The following is a 20,955-nucleotide window of genomic DNA, read 5'->3' as shown; positions in this document are numbered from 1 at the left end:
CACATTGCCCGCAAGACGGCTCACAGTATCAGTCGTTACAACGATCCGACCGTGCAAACTGCCCGCGCCGTTACTGGTCGTCGGCATCCGCTGAACTGGTGGTGATGGCGAGCGCCGCACGCCGCCTGAGGAATTGGCGGAAGTATTCGGTGCGGTCCGCTTGCAGAATCCCGGTCAGCAGCAAAGACCAGCACTTCTCCAGGTCGCGCAGGAACCGCTCGGGGTCGTCCAGGTCGCTGGTTTTGCGCAGCCCCATGTGCAGCGAAACCATCAGGCGGCCGATGTCCTGCGGGTCACACTCGTCGTTGATATCGCCCTCGGCCTTGGCCTGCTCGGCGACCCTGCCCAGGGCTTTGATCCACTGATCGAACAACTTCGCCTGCAGCCCGTCCGAGAGGCCGACCGACTCCATCAGATTCAGTCCCGACCTGACGGCATCGGTCTTGATGTCCTTGATGGCGATCAGATACGAGAAGTCGATCAGGGTCTCGAGGCCCGAGAGGCCGCGCGTCATCAGTTCTTGCACGGCGACGGCACCGGCTTCGGTCTGGCTGTCGATGATCGCGACGGCCAGGGCGTGCTTCGACTTGAAGTGGAAGTACATGGCGCCCTTGGTCAGCTCGGCCTCGGCGAGGATGTCGTCGAGACCGACGTCGTGGTAGGGGCGCCGGGCGAACTGGTGGGATGCGGCCCGCAGGATCTGTTGCCGGGTCGCGTCCGCTCGTCCGTCAGTCGAATGGGTCGTCATAACACTCGCGAGCTCAGGTACCCCGCGGCGCGGGTTGGGCGCCGCCGTTTCGGCCGAGGCCGACGCCGCGGGCCGTTTCGCCCGCCGTTACGTCGTCGAACGCCTTGCTCATGCAGGGCACAACTACCTCGGTTCTTCAGGGGTGGGAGCGAACACGCACCCGTGTCGCTCAAGACATGTAGCCCACTCCAGAGGTTAGCAGTCATACGGCTGTCCCGTTTGACGCGTGCGTAAATACCTGAGGTCTAGATCACACGCTATTGTCAAACCATTGGTATGTTTTGTACGCTATTGTCAGATCGTCAGTTTGGTAACGGCCTAAACATCGTCTCGACCGTCTGCACCGCATAAGGGGAAGCACATGTCGTTCGTCACGGCGAACCGCTGGTCACAGGCCTCAACCGGCCCACGGACCACGGCTGACCAGCGGATTGTCGACGCACCGACGATCGCCTCCACCTCTCCCGCCGCCGGCGCCGCGTCGGCCCGGCAGCCCGTCACGGTCTGAAATGATCGATTTCGGAGCGCTTCCGCCGGAGATCAACTCCATCCGGATGTACACCGGACCCGGCCCGCTTTCGCTGATCGCCGCCGCGGTGGCCTGGGACGGCCTGGCCGCCGAATTGCATGCCGCATCGAGTTGCTACCGCACGGTTATCGCGGGCCTGACCACCCAGCGCTGGATGGGCCCGTCGTCGCTGGCGATGGCCTCCGCGTTCGCGCCGTACATGGCGTGGACGGCCGGGGCCGCCGCCCGGGCAGCGGAATCGGCCGGTCAGGCGCGGCTCGCCGTGGAGGTCTACGAAGCCGCCTTCGTGGCGACGGTCCCCCCGCCGGCGGTCGCGGCCAACCGGGCGCAGCTCGCGATGCTGGTCGCGACCAACTTCTTCGGCCAGAACGCGGCGGCGATCGCGGCCACCGAGGCCGAGTACGGCGAAATGTGGGCGCAGGACGCCGCGGCGATGTACGAGTACGCCGCGGGCTCCGCGGCCGCGTGCTCGGTGACCCAGTTCAACCCGGCGCCCAAGATGACCAACGAGAGCGGGGTGGCCGAGCAGGCCGCGACGGTCGGGCGGGTCACCGCGCAAACCGAGCAGGCAAACCTCGCCCAGGTGGTGTCGAAGGTGCCCACCACGCTGCACCAGCTTTCCTCGCCGATGAAGTCCAGCGTCTCCATGCTGACCGACACCGGCAGCGACGTCGGCACCACCCTCGGAACCACCGGGAGCACGGCGACCGACTCGTCGATCATGACGGGCCTCGCGTCGGGCATACCCGGCGCCATTCCCAGCGCGTTCTCGGCGGCGGCCACCCCGCTGTATGGGATGTCCTCCATCCTCGGCATGGCCCAAACCGCACAGGGCTTGGCGAATGCCGCCAGCAGCGGGGCCGCGGCCGCGGTGTCGGGGGCAGCCAGCGCGGCGAGCTCCGGCGCGGGCGCGCTCGGATCGCTCGGCTCGGGTGTCTTCGGCAGCCTCGGCAGCGCCGCGTCGCTGGGCCCGCTGGCCGTGCCGGCGAGCTGGACGAGCGTGATCCCGGCCGCCAACAGCGCCGTCTCCGCGCTGCCCGCCATCAACCTCGCCGGCGCGAACGTGCCCCCCAGCGTCATGGGGTCGTTGCCGCGCCTGGCGGCCGCGACGGGCAAATCGCTCGGACCCCGATACGGCGTTATCCCGACCGTGATGACCCGCCCGCCGGCCGCCGGATACGCGTAAACCCACGCATGAGCGCAACGGTTTTCCAGGCCCGGTAGTCAAGAAGGAGCGGTAAGTGAAATACACGCCTACCAAGGTCGCCGGGGTGACAATCATCGATTTAGAAATCCACCGTGACCATCGCGGGTTCTCCTCACGGACGTTCTGCGCCAGGGACTTCACCAATCACGGGCTGAATTTCGATGTCTCGCAGACGAATATCGTCTTCAACTACACCCGGGGCACCGTGCGTGGGCTGTACCGTCAGGTGCCGCCACACGCCGAGGCCAAGCTCGTCCGCTGCACGCGCGGCGCCATCGCCGCCGTCGCGGTCGACGTCCGTCCCGACTCGCTGACCTATGGCGACCACGTGATGGTCGACTTGAGCGCCGACGACCACCGGACGCTGTACCTGCCGCCCTATGTTGCGCACGGCTTCCAGACTCAGGTCGACGACACCGAGGTCAGCTACCAGGTCAGCGGGGACTACGCGATGACCGACGAGCAGGGGATCCGTTGGGATGACCCCGAATTCGGCATCTCGTGGCCCATTCCGGTCACGGTCATCTCGGAGCAGGACGCGAGCTGGCCCGCACGCAAACCCAGATTGGTTCCAGTGGAACAGGTGGCGACATGCATCAGTCGGTAATGATTCGCAACACCGTGGACATCATGCCCAGCCGCCGACCGGTTAAGCCCTGGCCCGCGGACACGACCGCGGTGCGCCGCGGCGACACCAACGGCTCCCCGGCAACCGCCGCTCCGGCGTCCTCGGCCGGCGGCAACGCGTTGCGGCGCTGGCAGGATCAGTACTCGCAGTACCTGCGGATCAGCGACTCGGTGATCGTCTGCGCGTCGGTGCTGTTGGCTCAGTATGTCCGGTTCGGGGAGATCGCGAACACCTCGGGTTACTCGGACCCGACGATGACGCTGTTCTCCTTCCTCTTCGCGGCACTGTGGCTGTCGGCCCTCGCGGTGTTCCAGACGCGCTCGAGCCGGATCATCGGGGCGGGCATCGAGGAGTACCGGCGGATCGGCACGGCATCCTTCTGGACATTCGGGATCATCGCGATGGTCACGCTGCTTGCCAAGGTCGATCTGGCCCGCGGCTATCTGGCCATCGCGCTGCCCGTCGGGACGCTGGCGTTGTTGGGAAGCCGCAGCGGGTGGCGCAAGCACGTCAACCGCAAGCGGGCCGACGGCCATTGCCAGACCCGGGTTTTGGCGATCGGCGACCGCCAGGCGGTGACCCACCTCGCGCACGAACTGGCCCGCAATCCGCTGGCCGGCTGCATCGTGGTCGGTGTCTGCATCCCCGGTTATGGTCCGGGCCGCGGCAACACGCTGACCATCGGCGGCCGGGAGATCCCGATCCTGGGCGACCAGACCCATGCGGCCACCGCTATCGCCAGCTGCGGCGCGGACACAGTGGCGCTGACACAGACGGATCACTTTGGGATGCACGGGATCCGAGAGCTGATGTGGCAGCTCGAGACGATGGACGTCGACCTGGTGGTGTCCCCCGGTGTGATGGACGTGACCGCGGCGCGCCTGACGCTGCGCCTCACCGCGGGCCTGCCCCTGCTGCACGTCGACAAGCCGCAATACGAAGGGGCACACCGCTTTCAGAAGCAGGCCTTCGACTTCCTGTTCTCGCTGGCGGCGCTGGTCGCCACCGCGCCCATTCTCATCGCTGCTGCCATCGCCATCAAGCTGACCAGCAGGGGGCCCGTCTTCTACCCGTCGGAACGCATCGGCGTCGACGGAAAGCCCTTCACGATGCTGAAGTTCCGCACCATGACCGACGGGGCGGACACCCAGCTCGAGCAACTGCTGTCACTCAACGAGGGCGCCGGCGGCATGCTGTTCAAGATGCGCGACGACCCCCGGGTCACCCCCATCGGCAAAATCCTTCGCCGCTACAGCATCGACGAGCTGCCCCAGTTCATCAACGTCCTCAAAGGCGACATGAGCGTCGTCGGGCCGCGGCCTCCGTTGCGGCGCGAGGTCGACAACTACGAAAACGACGTGAAGCGCCGGTTGCTGGTCAAGCCCGGAGTCAGCGGACTGTGGCAAGTGAGCGGCCGTTCGGACCTTTCCTGGGAAGAGTCGGTGCGGCTGGATCAGTCCTACGTCGACAACTGGTCGATGTCAGGCGATCTGGTGATTATCGCCAAGACGGTGAAAGCGGTACTCACAAGCCACGGAGCCTACTAGGCTCGCGAGCCATGACCGAGCCGACGGCAGCCGATGCGTTGGTGCCGTCGGTGCCGCTCACCCGGATGGCGCACGCGTTCTCGATCCAGTTGATCTGCCGCGCTCTGGGCATGCTGGCCTCGGTGGTCTCGGTGGCCATGACCGCTCGCTATCTGGGGCCCGGGCGTTACGGCCAACTCTCCATCGCGGTGCTTTTCATCGCCATGTGGACCAGCCTGGCCGATCTCGGCATCGCAACGGTGATCGTGCGCCGGGTGACCTCCGGCCGCGGCGATCTGGAGCGCCTGGTGCGCATCAACAGCGGCCTGGCCCTGATCTATTGCGTGCCACTGGCGGTGCTGGCCGCCGTCTCCGGATTGCTCATCTATCACGACCCCGAGGTGCGAGTGATGCTCGTCGTGCTCTCGGGAGCGTTGCTGATGCAGACCATGGTGACCCGTTTCGAGCCGGTATTTCTTGCCACCGTCCGATTCTCGGCGGTGGCCATCTCCGACGTCGCCGCCCGAACGGGCACGCTGGCCATGGTCGCCTGCCTGGTTGCGATGCGGTCGGACGTCATCTGGTTCGCCGTCGCGCAGCTGATCCCGCCCGCCGTGCAGCTGCTGATCCAGGGCGCCGCGGCGACGCGGCACATCTCGGTACGCCCGATCTTCGCACCGCGGGAGGCGGCCGACCTGTTACGGGAAAGCCTGCCGCTGATCGGTTTCCTGGTGGTCGGCCTGCTGTACTGCCGCGCCGATGGCGTGATCCTGTCCTTGCTGAGCACGCATTCCGAAGTCGGGGTGTACGGGCTGGCCTTCACGGTCGCGTTCAACACCATCGTGGTCTCGCTGATCTTTCACAAGTCGACGCTGTCGACGGCCACCGAGCTGTTTTCGCGTGACGTCGCCGCCTTCGCGGGATTTCTGCGCCGCAGCGTGGAGCTGATGTGTTTTGTGGCGGTACCCGTGGCCACCGTCGGGGCGCTGCTGTCCGGACCGCTGATCGCGTTCTTCGGCGACAAAGCGTTCGTCGAGCGCGGCACGCCGACGCTGGCGCTGCTGTTCGTCGCGGCGGCCCTGCGTTTCGTCGGCGGCACCCTTGGCCAGGGATTGGTCGCCAGTCATCATCAGCGGATCCTGTTCTGGTTGACGATGGCCACCCTGGTGGTCAACGTCGCACTCAACCTCAGCCTTGCGGGGCGGTACGGTGCGGTCGGGCCGGGCGTCGCGCTGGTGTGCACGGAGTTCTTCAACATGATGGTCAGCACCTGGTGGTTGCGCCGTCACTGCGGCTACCGCACGCCGGTGCTGTTCGTGCTGCGGTTGCTGATCCCGACGGCAGCGAGTGTGGCTGTGGCGCTGCTACTTTCGGGGCATCACGTCGTCGTGGTCCTGCTCGCCGCCGCCGCGGCCTACCTGGCCACCAGCGCCGTCGCCGGCCCGCTCGGCTGGTCGAGCCTGACCTCCCTGCGCCGCAATCAGCTGGCGGCATGAAACGCACAACGGATCGGGCGTATCTGAAGCGCCCGGTCGGCGAGCCGACCGACCTGTCCACCGTCCGCTCGCTGGCGGTGCTCATCGCGCACCGTCGCAGCCACGAGTCGCTACAGCGCTGCCTGGCCAGTGTCGCCGAGCAGCTGACCGCGGTGGCGGTCTACGTCTACCACAGCAGCGACGAGGAACTTCCCGGACGAGCCGAGCTGGCCGCGGAATACCCTGCGGTGCAATGGGTGTCGAAACCGGGCAATGTCGGCTTCGCCGCGGCGTGCAACGCGCTGGTGGACCACGCACCCGCCGACGCCGACCTGTTGGTGCTCGATCCCGACGCCCGGCTGCTGGGCCCGCTCACCCGCACCCGGGAGTTACTTCGCGAGCCTCGGGTGGCGGCGGTTTCACCGATTGTGCGGGCCGCCGAAACCGGTTGGGCACCACGGGGCCTCGCAACGATACGGCCGAGACCCGTTGCGGGCGCGACCGTGCTGGCGATCAACCGCGCTGCCTGGAACGCCATCGGCGGTTTCGACGAGGAATTCTTCGGTTCCGGCGAGGCCGCCGACTGGCAGGCCCGAGCCCGCGCTGCGGGATGGCGCGTTCTGTCGGCCGACGAGCTCGGCGCCGAACGCGCCACCGCGCCACCCGCTGACGGCGATGCGGGCCGCGATCAGGACCTGCGCCGAGCCAACACCGCGCTGCTGCTCGAGCACCAAAAGAATGTGCACCTCGCCGACGCGTATCTGGCCGGCGCCGCCCTGCTGGACCGGTTGCGGCGGCCACCGCGGGTCGCGCGTGGGGCCGCCCGAAGCCGCCGCACGCCGCTGCCGACGATCGTGATCACCACCAACCGCCTGGTCTACGGCGGGGCCGAGCGGCAAAAGGCGCTGCTGGCAACGGAATTGGTCCGTCGCGGCTTCCCGGTCACCATCGTCTGCGTTCAGCGGCTCGGCCCCCTGATCTCGGAGATTCCGGACGCCGTGCGCGTCGTGCGCCAACCCTGGTGGGCGCCGATGGTCGACGTCGCCGAGGGTCCGGCGGTGGTCGTCACCGGCGACACCAACACCGAGGTGGGCTTCGGTAGTTTGTGGCGCGCGGCCGGCCGAAAGCGGCGCTGGCTGGTTGCGCCGCACGTCCCCCCCGAGGAGGACCGGCCCATCTATTCGCGGCCGTTGACGGCGGCGATGCGGCGTGCCGACGGATTCATCGTGTTGGCGCAACGGCATTGGGACATGCTGGTCGCCCAGCATCGGCTGCGGGGGCGGCGATTCATCGCACCCAACGGTGTCGCGGACATCGGCGAGCCGAGGCCCCGGCAGCGACCTGGCGGCGAGCCGCTGCATTTGGTGATGCTGTCCCGCATCGTCGAACACAAGAACCCCCACCTGCTGATCGAGGCGCTGAGCGGGCTCGACGGGATGCCCTGGCGGTTATCCATTTTCGGCGACGGACCCGACCGGGAGAGGCTGCAGGCGGCCACCCCCGCCGGCCTGGGCGAGCGGGTGCAGTGGCGCGGCTGGTCGGCGGGGCCCGGCCCGGCCCTGGCCGACGCGGATCTGCTGTGCGTGCCGAGCCGCTCCGAGGCCTTCCCGGTGGTGATCCTCGAGGCGATGTCGCGAGCCATACCGGTTGCGGCGTCGGCGGTTTGCGCTGTCCCGGAGATGCTGGACTTCGGCCGGGCCGGATTCCTCGTCGAGCCCGTGTCGGTCTCGGGCTGGCGAGAACAGCTGTCCCGGATCTTGGCCGACCCGGGCGCGTTGCCGTCGGTGGGGCAACGTGGCTACGAGCGCATGCGCAAGCACTACACGGTCGAGGCGATGGCCGATGCCTACCTCGATGCGATCGGGGCCGTGCTGTGAATTCGCCCCGGGTGCTTTGGCTTTCGCCGTGGACACGGCCGGCGGTGCGCGTGCAGGCCGAAGCGCTGCTGCGCCACGGCGCCGACGTGTTATTGGTGACCTCCGACCAGCACCCGGAGTCCGACGCCGCGCGCGATTACGAGTTGGTGCTCGACCCGCGATTCCGCAGGGGCGCAACGTGGCTCCCGACGCTGCGGGCCTGGCGCCGCATCCGCGAGTACCGGCCGGACGTGGTGATCGCCGAACTGGTCAGAGATCCCCGCTGGATCGCGCTGGCCGGACGGGTCCCACGCATCCAGGTGGTGCACGACGATCGGCCACACGATCCCGACGAACTGACGCCGGCCTACGAACGTGCGGTCTTCGACCGCTGGGGCGCCCGTTCGGCGGCCACTGTCACCTACAGCGATTACGTCGCGACCGCCGTCGCCGCGCGCCGCGACATCGCCGGCACGCCCGTGCATGTCGTGCCGCTGGCCAGCGACCTCGACCTGGACCGGCTGCCGGCGTTCGTCGGGCCGCAAGGGCGCCGCGATTTCGTGATGTTCGGCCGCCTCAACCCGTACAAGAACGTCGACGTCGTGCTGCAGGCCTGGCAGCGACATGTGCTCGGGGGCGCCTGGCGCGGAGACGATCTGGTGCTCATCGGCGGCGGGTCACTCGAGGCGACCGCCCTGCCCAAACACGCGCGCTGGCGCAACGGCAGCTTCCGTTACGCCGACGTCATCCCGGCGCTGGCCGCCGCGAAGGGTTCGATCGCCCATTACCGGCGTGCTTCGCAAAGCGGCGTGCAAGTGCTCTCGATGCAATTGGGCGTGATGCCGATCGTGTCCACCGCCGGTGCCCTGCCCGAGTACCAGCCACCGGGTTGTCCCCCGGTCGGCATCGACGACGTGGCCGGGCTCGCCGCCGCATTCGACGCCCTGGCCGACCCCGACGTCGCCGCGGCGCAAGGGGCCGAGGCCGCACGCCATTACGCACAGCGGTGCTCGGTCGACCTGGTCGCGGACCGCTTGCTGGAGGTCATCGCCGCGGTGACGACGGCCCGGCGGCGCTGACCGGAAACGCTCAGGCCAGTCCACGCCAGAACGTCTCGAGCCATCCGGTCAGCTCGCGGGCGCGGCCCAGCGCATCGGCGGGTGCCACCCGAGACCGCGTCGCCGCGATCGCCGCTGGAAGCTCCTCCATCTGCCGGACCACGGTGGCCAGGCCGCCCGCCTCCAGCTTCTCGGCGAACGGCAGCTGGTGCTCGTCGACGTGTTCACCGAGCCGCGAGCGACGGGGCACCACCACCGGATGCTTGCCCTGCTCGATGCACAGCAAGGCCGATCCGGCGCCGGCGTGGCTGATGGCCACCGATGCGGACCGGATCTGGTCACAGACGTCCCCGAAGGACAGGAAGCGTTCGAACTTCGCGTGGCGCGGTTCGTAGCGGCAGGTGCCGAGCTGCACGAAAAAGTCCTCCCCGGCCGTGCCCGCCCGGGCCAGCTCGTCGACCGCGCGGGCCAGCCGGTCGAACGGGTGCACCTCCATCCCCATGATCACGAAGATCACACGATCCTCCCGTGATATTCGGTGCGGGGAATGCGGTCGACCAACTCGGGCCACTGCACCAGAAACCGGGAGGCGAAAGGCTTTACCATCCGGGCGGTGAGGGACAGCTCGGTGATGCGGGTGATCGACTCGACGAAGACGGTGGGGATTCGCAGCAGCCAGGCCAGCCAGAGGAACGGGGCGGCCACGCCCGATCCGGTGGTCAGGATCATCGCGGGCCGGTGGCGGATCAGCAGCCGCAGCGCCAACACCAGATTGCGCAGCAGGTTGGGAACATTGCGGACGGTGGGGTGCGCCGCCCAGTAGATCTCCTTCTCGTCGCGCAGCAGGTACCGGGCGTCGGCGGTGGGAAAACTCACCCAGAACCGATCTTTGTCCTGCCAGAACTCCCGCAGGCAGAACATTTCGTAGATGTGCCCGCCGGAGGACGCGATGAGGAGCAGGCGGCCCATGTCCTCCCTCATCTCAGGCGCTCGCGACCAAACGCGGCCGCACGACAAGAGCTTTCGCTCCCGCCCTCACCGCACGAGGCGCGGTGGCAGCTCAATGGTAATGAACCCGGCCTCGCCTCAATCGCGTTCTGGCATATACCAACGAAACTCGGCCGGCACCGGGTGGATGTACGCCGCCGACGGGCGGCGGGCGACGAGATCGACGAGATCGACGAAATCGGCAACCCACCGATGCTAACGTCATCATCGTTGCGTTGAGCGCCCCTAGAGCAGGCGATCTCACTGCGTACGAGGACAGGGATGCCCGTATGTCTTGATAGGCGTCGGCGCAGCGATCGACTGCGCGGCGGCCGTGCTGCATCCGTGCACCGGGCGCCATCATCCGAGCAAAGTGGAACCCCTCCCGCCCCTGCGGCTCTTCACCTTCGCCGCACACGTCGCCGCGGGACTCGAACGAAGAGTGAAAGGCGCACACGATGATTCGTACGGCCCTGGTCGGTCTCGGAAAGATGGGGCTGTCGCATCTCGCGATCCTGCGCACGCATCCAGACCTGGACGTGGTGGGCATCTGTGATTCGGCCGGCTATGTGCGCGACGTCCTGTCCAAATACACCGGCCTGAACTGTTATGACGACTTCGACCGGATGCTGGCGGCGACCGACGCCGAAGCGGTCGTGGTCGCCGTCCCCTCCAGGCTGCACGCACCGATCGTCGAAAAGGCGCTAACGGCTGGGGCACACGTCTTCTGCGAGAAGCCGTTCGTGCTCGATGTCACGGATGGCGAGCGGCTGGTGACCCTGGCGGAGACGCGGGGGCTCGTCACCCAGGTGGGCTATCACTGCCGCTTCATCGGCTCCTTCCGGGAGGCGGCGCGGATCGTCGCCTCCGGCGCGCTGGGGCGCATCCACCATGTCCGCGCCGAAGCGTACGGTCCGGTGGTGCTCCGGGAAAAGGGCAGCACCTGGCGGGGCGTGAAGGCCGAGGGTGGCGGCGCCCTCTACGACTACGCCTGTCACGCCATCGATCTGATCAACTTCGTGGCCGGCGTGCCGCATTCGGTCGACGGGGTGGTCCGCCAGAGCGTGTTCTCGCGCGACGTCGACGACGAGGTCTACTGCACCATGCGCTATCCCGACGGCGCGACCGGGCAGCTGTGCGTGAACTGGAGTGACGAGAGCTTCCGCAAGATGTCGACGAAGGTCTCGGTGTGGGGAACCAACGGCCGCATCACCGCCGACCGCCAGGAGTGCCAGATCTACCTGCGTGAGGCGCACCCCCGGCTCCCCGAGTTCGGCAAGGGCTGGACCATCCGGTACACGACCGACCTCACCGAACAGGTGTGGTATTACCTTCGCGGCGAGGAGTATTCGGCGCAGATCGACTACTTCGCCAACAGCGTCAAACAGAACCGGGTGGACGGCGAGAACACGTTTCGCTCGGCGCTCGACGTCGATCGGGTGGTCGGCATGATCACCGGCAATCCGGCCTCCGTGGCGCCGCCGCAGGATGCGGTGAACGGATCCCCGCGCGGCGCCTTGCGGCGCGAGATCGTCGCGCGCATCAAGAGACTCGCCACCTCGAAGGCATCGTGACCATGGACCGCGTGCTTTTCGGAGACAACCAGTTCTTCGGTGTCAATCACATGTCCGAGGACAAGGCACGGGCACAGGCGATACGCTTCCAGCATCTGCCCGCCGTGCTCGCGACGCTGGACGACGCCTATCGGGAGGGCATCCGCACCTTCGTCTGCACCACCCACGATCGGGTCGGTGAGATCTGTGATCACTTCCGCGCCAACCGTACCGAATACCCCGACTACGTCTTCTACCCGTGCATGCCGTACGCGCACAAATACGCCAACGCCGTGACCGAATTCGGCATCGTTGAGGCGCTGCGGAAGTTCTTGCCCGACAACGGCGCCGTCAGATCGATGTTCAAGGGCGGCGTCGCGATCGCCAGCAAGGACGTCGAGCCCTTGATGCAACTCCTGGTCGATGCCGAGATGAAGATGTTCGCCGGACTGTCGACGCCCGTCATCTTCATCCAGAACGTGGTGACCGACCTGCTGCTCGGGCTCGGAATGGACGAGGCCTTCCGGCTGTTCTCCGACCACGTCAGGCTCAAGTACGACGCCGAGCCGGGCTTCATCACGATGAACCTGCCCAGGCTCCTCGATGCGCTCGACAGGCAGGGCATCGAAAACCCGATCGTGTGCGCCAATTTCAACAAGATCGGCTTCCGGATGTGCGGCGGTGTGGAGCTCTACGAGAAGACCGTCCGCGACCGCCGGTGCCGGCTGATCGCGATGTCCGTCCTCGCCTCGGGCGCGATCCCGCCGCGCGAGGCGATCGAGTACGTCTGCAACCAGCCGCAGATCCGGTCGATCGTGTTCGGCGCGTCCAGCCGCGCCAACATCGCGCAGACGAAGTCCCTCATCGACGACATGTGGGCAACGGCGACGTGACCGCGCCGCGAGCGTCCGCAAGGCGCCGGGCAAGGCGGACGCCCAACGCGATCCCGACGAGTGTCGGATTGGCTTGACTGGACGTCGGCAGCACCGACGTGCTGGCCACGTGTAGGCCGCGGACGCCGTGCACCTGCAGTTGCGGGTCCACGACGCCGTCCTGCGGCGAATCCGACATCCTGGTGGTTCCCGCCTGGTGGAAGCCGGTCCGCTTCGCCATGTAGGCACGCACCAACGCCTCGACGTCGTCGGTCAGCCACTCCACGTAGCCCGCGCCGTGGCGACGTAGGTGCTCGTCGATCGCGACGATGGCCTTGCGCACGCTCTGGTAGTCGGCCTCGGAGAAGTGCATATGGGTGCGAATCCGCCTCATGCCCAGGGCATCTCGCTCGTCGGTCAGCTCGACGCGACTTTCCCAGTGCGGAAGGTGCTCGCCGTGGTATTGCAGCAGGTAGCGGTTGTCGGCGCTCTTGACGAAGAATCCCGGTGCCTTCCTGCCCTTGCGCAGGAACCGGGCGTAACAGAACTCGATCGCGAAGCGGATCGATCCGATCAGGTCTCGCACGATGTTGCGCAGGTGCGCGACGATGCGCGGCGGTCCGTCCGTCTTCGTGTGTGCCTCACGAATGGCGCCGGCGAGCAGGAACCGGCCGAGCGGCGAGATGAGGGTCAGATAAACCCCCGACAGAATGCCGCTTCCGTGGCCCGGATCGCTGATCGGCGGATTCACCAGCCAGACTGCGGCATTGGGCATGCCGGATTCGCGCAGCAGGTGCGGGTCGAAGGTGAAGCGCCGGCGAACGTAGACACCGTCGTTGTCGCGTTCGTACCCATAGAGGATCTGGTCGGTGTTGAACTGCACGCGTGCCACCCGGCTCTCGACGTGAGCCATGTACCACCGACCCAGGTGCCCGCCCGCGTTTCCCAGCCCGCCGGGATGATGGCGGTCCGACGCCAGCAGCAGACGGGTGGCCTCCAAGCCGCCGGTCGCAACGATGTAGTCCGTCGCGACCACTGTGCCCTGCCGGCCGTCGAGCGTCTTGACCACCAGATGATCGACGCGGTCACCGGACGGCGGCGTCACGATTTCGGTGCAGGTGAGACCGGTCCACAACGTCAAACCGGGAGCGTCCCGCAGCGCGGTGCGGTATTCGCGACCGAAACGCGTTGGCAGGGCCCAGCGTTCGAGGTCCGTCGTGCGCACCCGGCCGTCGGGCAGTCCACGGATCATGTCGCGGTGCGCGATTTCGGGGATATCGCGCGCGTTGAAAGCCGCCCGGCCGCAGGCCGCCCAATCGCAGGCGCGTTGCAGATACGGCTCGACGTCGTCGTGCCCGATCGGCCAGGGCGCCTGCGCGGTGAGGGGCCGATCCTCGAAATCAATGGGGTCGAACTTGACACAGCGCCCGCCCCACAGCGCCGAGGTCCCTCCGACCTGCCGGCGGACCGTGAGTTCGCTGCGCGAATGGAAGTAGTCGTCCTGGCGCGAATCGAAGCTCGACAATTCCTGCGCCGCCCGGTCCATGCGCTCGAGGCCACTTTCGATGAGCGTCACCTGCACGCCCGCCGCCGCCAGCTCGAGCGCGGTCGCGATGCCGATCGGGCCGGCCCCGACGATCGCCACGTCGGTCTCGATGGCGATGCCGGGCGCGAAGTGGGCCACGCCGCGGATCACGCGGCCGCCCCCGCACGAAACTCCTTGACCAGAGCCAGGAATCGCGACACGGTCTGCGCGTCCGGCGGCGACGAGACGGCCGTCGCCGCCTCGGCGACGCGGCGGGGCCTGGTGCTGCTGTAGAGAATCGCCGGGCACCCGGTTGCGGCCGCGGCCGATCCGAGGATCAGCGTGGAAAGCGTGCCGGGAGCCAGCGGATCGGTCTGCAGGGCTTCGCGCCAGCGTCCCGCCAACTCCGGGTCGGCCCGCAACGCTGCCGTGAGTTGTCGGTACGGCGCGCTCAGGACGCCGAAGGCGAGGTCGGCGGGTCGCGGCGCCGGGTTGAGCAGGTCGCTGCGCAGCTGGCTCACCCCGTCGGGGGCGAAGGTCCGGGCAAAGTCCGTGTCGAGCCCCTCGTCCTGCGAGACGCCCCAGGCGCGGATCTTGCCCTGCCGGCGGGCGCGTTCGAAGAATTCGCGGAGTTCGTCGCCGGCCACCGTGTCGCCGGGCCGCGGGGCGTGCACGAACAGGATGTCGACGTAGTCGACGCCGAGCGCCGCGAGGCTCTGGTCCAGGCTGCGCGCCGCGATGGCCGCGTCGTACACGCGGGCGGTCTGCGATGGCGCCTGGCGCCGCTTGACGGAGCGGCGCAGCGCGGGCGCCTTCCGGAGCAAAGCCCGTGCGGGACTTTGGAATCGGGCGAGGCGGCGCGCCGTGCCGCCCACGTCGATGCCGAACTTGGTCGCGACGGTCACGGTGTCGCGGTCGACCGTGCGCAGGAACGCTCCCAGCTCGGCCTCCGCCCTGCCCAGGCCGTACATCCGCGCGGTGTCGAAATGGGTGATGCCGGCGGCCAGCGCGCTGGCCAGCACGGCCATCCGCTGCTTCCGCGAGGGCGACTGCATCAACGAGCCGCATCCGAAACCGATTGCGCTGACCGCCAATTGCGGTCCCTGAAGTTCAACCCGCCGCAATGCCACAGCCCTCGTAGATCTGGCGCAGCCGCGCGTCGATGACCGCGGGGCTCCGGGTGGCCGCGATGTGCTGCTGTCCGCGCAGCCCGTCGCGCTCGGCCAAATCCGGGTCGCGCAAATAGCGTCCGATCGCCGCGGCCAGTGCGGGCACGTCATTCAGCGGGACGATCATGCTCGGATCCGGGGCGATCTGCGCCGTCCCGCCGACGGGAGTTGCCACAAACGGTCGCGCCCCGGCGAGGGCCTCGGTCAGGATCATCGGCATGCCCTCGGCGGACGACGGCAACGCGACCACGCGAACCGAGCGGAGCAGCTCACGGACGGCGTCGGGATGCACCGGGCCTTCGACGGTCAGCCGCTCCGTCGGCGGCGGCGTGTAGTCGTCGATGGGACCGACTATGCGACAACGCCCTTCGATCCCCTCGGCGAGCAGCAGCCGCCACGCCGCGACGAGTTTGTCGACTCCTTTACGCCGCCCGACGGCGCCGGCGAAAAGCACCACGGGCGGCGTGGAGCCGGCGCCGGGGGCGTCCCGATCAACGACGATCGGGTTCGCCACGATGGTGGTTGCCGTACTGGGCGCCACCCCGGCAACCGCGGCGGCCGCGTCCTGCGACAGGGTGATGACATGATCCGCCTGGCGCAACGTGGCGCCCACGAACCGCGGATTCGCTTGGGCGAACTCGGGAAAGTCCGAGCCGTGGACCGTGACGATCACCCGGAGGCCGCGCGCTCTGGCCAGGCGGATCAGGGATCCCTCCCGCAACCACGCGCCGCCGTTGGAGATGTGAAAGTGCACGATGGTGGCGCGGGGTGCTCGCGACAGCACCAACCCCGCACGGGCGGTGAGCAATAGGCTCCTGACGTGGTGGTGCGGGCCCGCCCACGTGGACAGGACCCGGATCTCGTCGGCGCCGATCCTGTTGTCGCGGATCACCCGGATCACCGACTGCGTCCCGCCGATGCTGTACATGTCGGGCCCCACGTGCGTCACCGCGATCATGTTCGGCCCGCGCGGGCGCGGTCAGCGGGCCGTGGCGATGCCGGCATTGGCATGATCGGTCGGACCGGACGTCGGCGCGGGGTCGGCGTCGGTGGGGGCCGCGTCACCGCTCCTGCGCCGCAGGCCGGCGTATCCCATTGCGGCGCCCAAGGCCACACCCAGGCCCAGCGCGTCCATCGGCATCTCCGGCAGCGGCCAGACGGCGGATATCGCAAGGAGTCCGGCGGCGACCGCCGCGCTGATTTTCGCCGCGGCCGGCGCGCAGCGCAGCGCCAGGATCACGGGTGTGAGCGCGAATATCGCGAACACCGCCATGCCCACCGCTCCTGCCTTGGCAAGCCACCACAGGTAGAAGTTGTGGGAGTAGGCGGGATAGAGGTACAGGTGGAACTCGTCGTCCCCGGTTGGTGGCTGATAGACGTAGCCCAGGCCATGGCCGAACACCGGGGCCTGGGCGATGGTCTCCTTGAGCAGATTGATTTCCCGTAATCGTTCCAACGCCGAATCGTCCACTGCCAGTGCGCTGGACGTCACCCCGCCGAGCACCCGCTGATTGAAGGCGGCGTATTGATCGCTGAGCCACGCCCCGGTCTTCGAGCGTTGCAGCAAGAACAGCGACCCGGGCACCGTCACCGCGATCATGGCCAATCCGACCGTGGCGGTGGTGATCGTGCGCCGCACCGCCGCCCAGCTCAGGCTGCCGACCAACGCCACGCCGGCCGCCACCCCCATGGAGATCAGCGTGTTGCGGGAGAAGGATAACAGCGAGATGCTCAGCGCCGGCGGGCCGAGTGCGAAATACATTGCGGGCCTTACTCGTCCGACGATCGGGGCAGCGACCAGGGCGGACAATATGGCGGTGGCCGGCGTTTGGGTGGAGAGGATGATGCGCACGGCCTGGCCGGCACCCGTGGCGCCCTCCAGGCTTTCCGCGCGGCCGGCCAGCCGGATGGCGAACAGCGAACTCACAATCGCCATGCCCGCGGAAAACCACAGGATCACGATCATCACCCGGATCGAGAATTTGACGTGACCGCCGTAGACGACGAACAACGCCAACACGAATCCGATGGCCATTTCGATCATGGTGGTCGATTCGCGCATCACCACCAGGTCGGCATGGCCGGTTTCGAACCCGGTGACGGTGGACCAGACCACGGTGAGCACCAACAGCCCCGGCAACAAGAAATCATGGGCCCGCGGACGCACGGTCGGGATCAGGTAGCAGATCGCGAGCACCGCGGCCACGTGGTAGGCGTAGATGGTCACGGGGCCAATGACTTTGCCGACGTGCAGGCCTTCGGGCAGCGCCGCGAAGGCACCGAAGAGCGTGACCGCCACCATTCCTTCGGGTTTCACCCAGTAGACGACCACGCAGAACAACGCGGCGGTCAGCAGCACTCCCTCGGTGGTTCGGCGCACCGAGAACACGCCGAACGCGAAACACCCGAACACGAACATCGCCAGCAGCGTTCCCTCCACCGCCAGGCGATGACGAGCCCGCAGGTAGAGGTTCACGCCGACCCGCTGGCCTTCGATCGGTAGGCGCGGTCCGCCGCCCTGATGTGCAGGGACTGGCGCGCATCGACCAACACGGTCCCGACGACGTGCGCGCCGGCGGCACGCAGAGCGGTCAGCGCATCGTTGAGCTCGTCGGCCGTGGTGCGCCGCGCCCGCACCACCAACACCGTCGCGTTGACGGCACCGGCCAGCAGCCCGGCGTCGGCCGTCGCCAGGACCGGGGGACCGTCGACCACGATTCGATCAAAGCGCGACGACAATTCCTGCAGGACCCGGTCGAGCACTTCCGGCAAATAGGCACTGGCGGGCAAACTCTCGCGGCGCGCGGACCGCGACGCCAGGATGAACAGCCGCGAAATCGGCGTCGGCTTCACGGCTTCCGCGGCGATGGCGGGGTTGGCCAACGCGTTGCCCAGTCCCTCGCCGGATTCGACCCGCAGCAGGCCCGCCAGCACATGCCGGCGACTGTCGCCCTCGACAAGCAGTGTGTCTTCGCCCATTTCGGCGAGCGCGAGCGCGAGGTTCATCGCCGTCGTCGTCGTGCCTTCGCCGCCGAACGGTCCGGTCACCAGCACCCGGCGGGCCTCCGGTCCTACCGCCCTGAGCAGCCGGGTGCGCAGGCCACGGACGGCATCGTCGGATGCCGCGTCGGTGCCGAAGCGCGGAACGGTGCCGCGCTTTCCGGGCAGCTCCGCCAAAATCGGCAGGCCTGAAACGCCTTCCAGCTTCTCGCGGGTGCGAATGGTGCGGTCGCTGGCCTCGCGGGTCAGCGCGACCGCGATGGCCAGAAGGACACCGGCGATGAACCCGATCACCATGTTGCGCATCGGCACTGGCGAGACCGGAACGGTGGGCACCCGGGGCGGCTCGACCACCGTCGCTCGGGCCGCCGGCCATGGTTTCCCGGTGGGGCCCGTCGTTGCCGGCACGTCCGGCGACGGGGTCGGCGGCGCGGTCGTTTCAGCCGGCTCGGGGCGCTGCACCGGGGTCACCGGACCGCTGACGCCGTTGGGGACCGGGGCCTGACCGAGCGTCGGGACGATCACGCCGAACTGATTGGCCATCGCGCCCGCCAGCGCGGCGGCCCGGGCCGGATCGGTGTCTTTGACGCTGATCGTGAAGAGCACCGATTTCGCAGTGTATTTCACCTGCGTTTGGCTCAGCACCTCGTCGGTGCTCAGGGGAAGCTGAAGCTGGCGGATCGCGCGCTCGGCCACAATGCGGCCGCCGGCGATCTGGGCATACGACGACAACCGTTCTTGTGCCGCCTCTGTGCCGCTGTACAACTCGTTCAGGTCGGTCGCACCCGAAAACGAAATCAGGACCGTGGCCGACGACTGGTAGTGCTTCGTCTGCAATGCCGTAACGAATGCGGCGCCGACGGTACAGGCCAATAAGGCGGTGAGTGCGAGTTTCCAATGCAGGCCGAGAATCCGGACAAAGGTGCGGAAATCCATCGGCTGATAACCTCTCTAAAACCTCAGGCGCGAATTGCGTCGCTCGCGATTTCTAGCACCGGCCGCGCTTACCCACTGCAGATTATGCAGCATCGTCACGTTCGCATTGCCGAAATCGCCAGCCGCGCCTTGCCGGTGCATCAACTCGCGCGAGTCTGCGCATCCCGCGGCAGGTCGAGCGTCGCAAGCGCATAACAACCTGCACCGTCGCGCCCGTCGCGAGCCAGCCGCATGGGCGGATAGTTCACCACATGGGTGGCTCCCGGCTTGTGCTGTTGCCAATCCACCGCCGCGCACAACGTGTAGTGCCCCGGCGCCAAGCCCGAAAGGTCGACGTGCACGGACTCGGTGGCAGACGTCGGGACGGGCTCCCTGCGTGAGCCATCCCCGAGTTGGGATTGGATCAGCGTCTTGAGCGGCACCGTCGCGGGAATCGAACGCACCACCGCCCCAGAGAAATCGACCAGCCGGTAGCCGGGCACCCAGTTCTCGGTGGCCGCGGCGGCGCCGTAATTCGTCCAGGTGACGGTCAGTGTCGCCTTGCCGTCGTTCACCGATTGCGATCCCTGACCCGCCTCCACCGAATATCGGTATCCGGCGACGACGTTGGCTTGCGCCCACAGCAGGTACAACCCGGGGTCCATCGGAGCGGTGGCGTCCACGGCCGGGAAGTTGTAACTGGATGTCATCGACACGTGGTACTTGACGACGTCGTCGAGGCCCTTTTCGTAATAGGTGCGTGGATCGGTCCCGTCAGGCAGTTGACACCATTCGGTGATCACCAGGGCCGAGGCCATCCGGTTTCTCAGTGCGCCAACCAGCGGATCCTTCGACTGCACATAGTGCGAGCCGTCCTTTTCCGCCCAGGCGGGCAGCGGTGGCTGGACCCCGAGGCAATCAGCACGGATACCCACCGGCGCGGACAGTTTCTTCGTGACATCGTCGGCGAGCAGTTGGCGCACGATTTCCGGGTTCAGCGCCGTCGTCACCAATTGTGTGTGCGGAAAGGCGTTTACGGTGGCGGCGACCAACTGCTGAATGGAGCCGGCGGTGATGTTCTGGTCGCGGAACTGGCTGTAATAGCCGAGCTTGGCGACGCTCTCGTCGGGCGCCGGGCCGGGCGCACCCAACGTGTCACGCAGATACGAGATGTGGTTCTCGCTGAAATCGCCGTAGCCGGAGAACTCGAAAACGGACAGCCGCTCGTCCCCGTCGTAGCGGCGGCCCAGCGCGGCCAGCAACTGACCGAATGCGTTGAGGTAGTTCGGGTCGTTCCAATTCGGAACGACATGCGTGACTCCGGGCGTCCACCAATAGCGTTGTGGACCGGTGTAATTGGTGGCCGCCGAGCGCAGCCAGTCCGGCATGGCGATGTTGGTGTTGTTCGCATAGGTGTTGTCGCAACACGAGTTGTAGGCGACCACCCGCAGGGTCAACCGCATGTTGCGGCCGGCCAGCTTGGCCAGCGCGTCATCGATCACGCTGAAATCGAACCTGCGCTCGTCGGGAGCGTCGGGCGGCAACGTGCTCGGGTCGGTGGGCTGCAACTGTCGCCACGGCACCCGCAAGCTGGCGTCGAACGATGCTGGCCACGCCGGATACCGATGCTGCGCGCGATTGCCTTGCGGGAACAGCGGTTGCAAGAGATCCTCATACTGGCCGCGCAGCGGATTCGATACGTCCTGTACCGACAACGGTATGGCGGGACTGCCAATCGCGGTCAGCGGCGAAGGGTCACCGCTGCGTCCGCATCCGCTCAGCACCAACCCCAGGCACACGGCGACGACAAGGATCTTCCGGTGTCGATTTGTCCGGACCATGATGTCTTTCGCTAAACCGCGTCGGGCGACAACGGCTCGCGGTAGGCGAGCAACGACATCGGCATG

Annotated in this window: 17 protein-coding genes; 8 read left to right on the top strand and 9 right to left on the bottom strand. The window is 67.6% G+C overall.

What is annotated here, in order from left to right:
* Nucleotides 1–70: 70 nt before the first annotated feature.
* Entirely contained in the window at nucleotides 71–748 is a 678-nt protein-coding gene (locus A9W96_RS18225) for a TetR/AcrR family transcriptional regulator (RefSeq protein ID WP_066871829.1), read from the bottom strand.
* Nucleotides 749–1,257: 509 nt separating this feature from the next.
* Here A9W96_RS18225 and A9W96_RS18220 point away from each other — a divergent pair.
* From A9W96_RS18220 to A9W96_RS18195, 6 genes are read left to right on the top strand one after another with little or no spacing between them, the layout of a single operon-like run.
* Complete coding sequence (locus A9W96_RS18220; protein ID WP_067141834.1) at nucleotides 1,258–2,463, top strand: PPE family protein; 1,206 nt, start codon at nucleotides 1,258–1,260, stop codon at nucleotides 2,461–2,463.
* A gap of 55 nt (nucleotides 2,464–2,518) precedes the next feature.
* The gene (locus A9W96_RS18215; protein ID WP_067022337.1) at nucleotides 2,519–3,091 is read left to right on the top strand and encodes a dTDP-4-dehydrorhamnose 3,5-epimerase family protein; all 573 of its coding nucleotides are present in this window, start codon (nucleotides 2,519–2,521) and stop codon (nucleotides 3,089–3,091) included.
* A complete protein-coding gene (locus A9W96_RS18210; RefSeq protein ID WP_066871838.1) occupies nucleotides 3,076–4,659 on the top strand; it encodes a sugar transferase in 1,584 nt (527 codons plus the stop codon). The genes A9W96_RS18215 and A9W96_RS18210 overlap by 16 nt, the downstream gene beginning before the upstream one ends.
* 11 nt (nucleotides 4,660–4,670) lie before the next feature.
* Nucleotides 4,671–6,134: a flippase gene (locus tag A9W96_RS18205; RefSeq protein WP_066882382.1), complete on the top strand. Its 1,464-nt coding sequence runs from the start codon at nucleotides 4,671–4,673 to the stop codon at nucleotides 6,132–6,134.
* A complete protein-coding gene (locus A9W96_RS18200; RefSeq protein WP_067141831.1) occupies nucleotides 6,131–7,990 on the top strand; it encodes a glycosyltransferase in 1,860 nt (619 codons plus the stop codon). Before A9W96_RS18205 ends, A9W96_RS18200 begins: the two co-directional genes overlap by 4 nt.
* Before the next feature lie 11 nt (nucleotides 7,991–8,001).
* Nucleotides 8,002–9,048: a glycosyltransferase gene (locus A9W96_RS18195; protein ID WP_067141858.1), complete on the top strand. Its 1,047-nt coding sequence runs from the start codon at nucleotides 8,002–8,004 to the stop codon at nucleotides 9,046–9,048.
* A gap of 10 nt (nucleotides 9,049–9,058) precedes the next feature.
* On the opposite strand, the gene A9W96_RS18190 is transcribed toward A9W96_RS18195, so the two are convergent.
* Nucleotides 9,059–9,544, bottom strand: coding sequence for a glycosyltransferase (locus A9W96_RS18190; protein WP_066882378.1), 486 nt, complete (start codon nucleotides 9,542–9,544; stop codon nucleotides 9,059–9,061).
* Nucleotides 9,541–9,996 carry a polysaccharide biosynthesis protein gene (locus A9W96_RS18185; RefSeq protein ID WP_066871850.1) on the bottom strand — a complete coding sequence of 152 codons (456 nt, stop codon included), beginning with the start codon at nucleotides 9,994–9,996 and terminating at the stop codon, nucleotides 9,541–9,543. Before A9W96_RS18185 ends, A9W96_RS18190 begins: the two co-directional genes overlap by 4 nt.
* A gap of 476 nt (nucleotides 9,997–10,472) precedes the next feature.
* On the opposite strand from A9W96_RS18185, the gene A9W96_RS18180 reads away from it, so the two are divergent.
* Entirely contained in the window at nucleotides 10,473–11,588 is a 1,116-nt protein-coding gene (locus A9W96_RS18180) for a Gfo/Idh/MocA family protein (RefSeq protein WP_066871852.1), read from the top strand.
* Nucleotides 11,585–12,460 carry a hypothetical protein gene (locus A9W96_RS18175; RefSeq protein ID WP_066882373.1) on the top strand — a complete coding sequence of 292 codons (876 nt, stop codon included), beginning with the start codon at nucleotides 11,585–11,587 and terminating at the stop codon, nucleotides 12,458–12,460. Before A9W96_RS18180 ends, A9W96_RS18175 begins: the two co-directional genes overlap by 4 nt.
* On the opposite strand, the gene A9W96_RS18170 is transcribed toward A9W96_RS18175, so the two are convergent.
* The 6 genes from A9W96_RS18170 to A9W96_RS18145 all read right to left on the bottom strand — a co-directional run bounded on the left by A9W96_RS18170 (nucleotide 12,429) and on the right by A9W96_RS18145 (nucleotide 20,889).
* The gene (locus A9W96_RS18170; RefSeq protein ID WP_067141828.1) at nucleotides 12,429–14,135 is read right to left on the bottom strand and encodes an FAD-dependent oxidoreductase; all 1,707 of its coding nucleotides are present in this window, start codon (nucleotides 14,133–14,135) and stop codon (nucleotides 12,429–12,431) included. The genes A9W96_RS18175 and A9W96_RS18170 overlap by 32 nt on opposite strands.
* Nucleotides 14,132–15,058: an aldo/keto reductase gene (locus tag A9W96_RS18165; protein WP_067141855.1), complete on the bottom strand. Its 927-nt coding sequence runs from the start codon at nucleotides 15,056–15,058 to the stop codon at nucleotides 14,132–14,134. The genes A9W96_RS18170 and A9W96_RS18165 overlap by 4 nt, the downstream gene beginning before the upstream one ends.
* A gap of 16 nt (nucleotides 15,059–15,074) precedes the next feature.
* Nucleotides 15,075–16,091 (bottom strand): glycosyltransferase family 4 protein, encoded by a 1,017-nt coding sequence (locus tag A9W96_RS18160; RefSeq protein WP_067141825.1) that lies wholly within the window; start codon nucleotides 16,089–16,091, stop codon nucleotides 15,075–15,077.
* 21 nt (nucleotides 16,092–16,112) lie between these two features.
* Nucleotides 16,113–17,552 carry an O-antigen ligase gene (locus tag A9W96_RS18155; RefSeq protein WP_231998335.1) on the bottom strand — a complete coding sequence of 480 codons (1,440 nt, stop codon included), beginning with the start codon at nucleotides 17,550–17,552 and terminating at the stop codon, nucleotides 16,113–16,115.
* A gap of 53 nt (nucleotides 17,553–17,605) precedes the next feature.
* Nucleotides 17,606–19,069, bottom strand: coding sequence for a polysaccharide biosynthesis tyrosine autokinase (locus A9W96_RS18150; RefSeq protein ID WP_066882366.1), 1,464 nt, complete (start codon nucleotides 19,067–19,069; stop codon nucleotides 17,606–17,608).
* A gap of 140 nt (nucleotides 19,070–19,209) precedes the next feature.
* Nucleotides 19,210–20,889 carry a hypothetical protein gene (locus tag A9W96_RS18145; RefSeq protein WP_231999730.1) on the bottom strand — a complete coding sequence of 560 codons (1,680 nt, stop codon included), beginning with the start codon at nucleotides 20,887–20,889 and terminating at the stop codon, nucleotides 19,210–19,212.
* Between the last annotated feature and the right edge of the window lie 66 nt (nucleotides 20,890–20,955).

The organism is Mycobacterium sp. 1245852.3 (genome assembly GCF_001669335.1).
In the GTDB taxonomy this organism is placed as follows: Bacteria; Actinomycetota; Actinomycetes; order Mycobacteriales; family Mycobacteriaceae; genus Mycobacterium; species Mycobacterium europaeum_A.
Note: the sequence above shows the minus strand (reverse complement) of the source record. Positions and strands in the feature narration are given on the sequence as shown.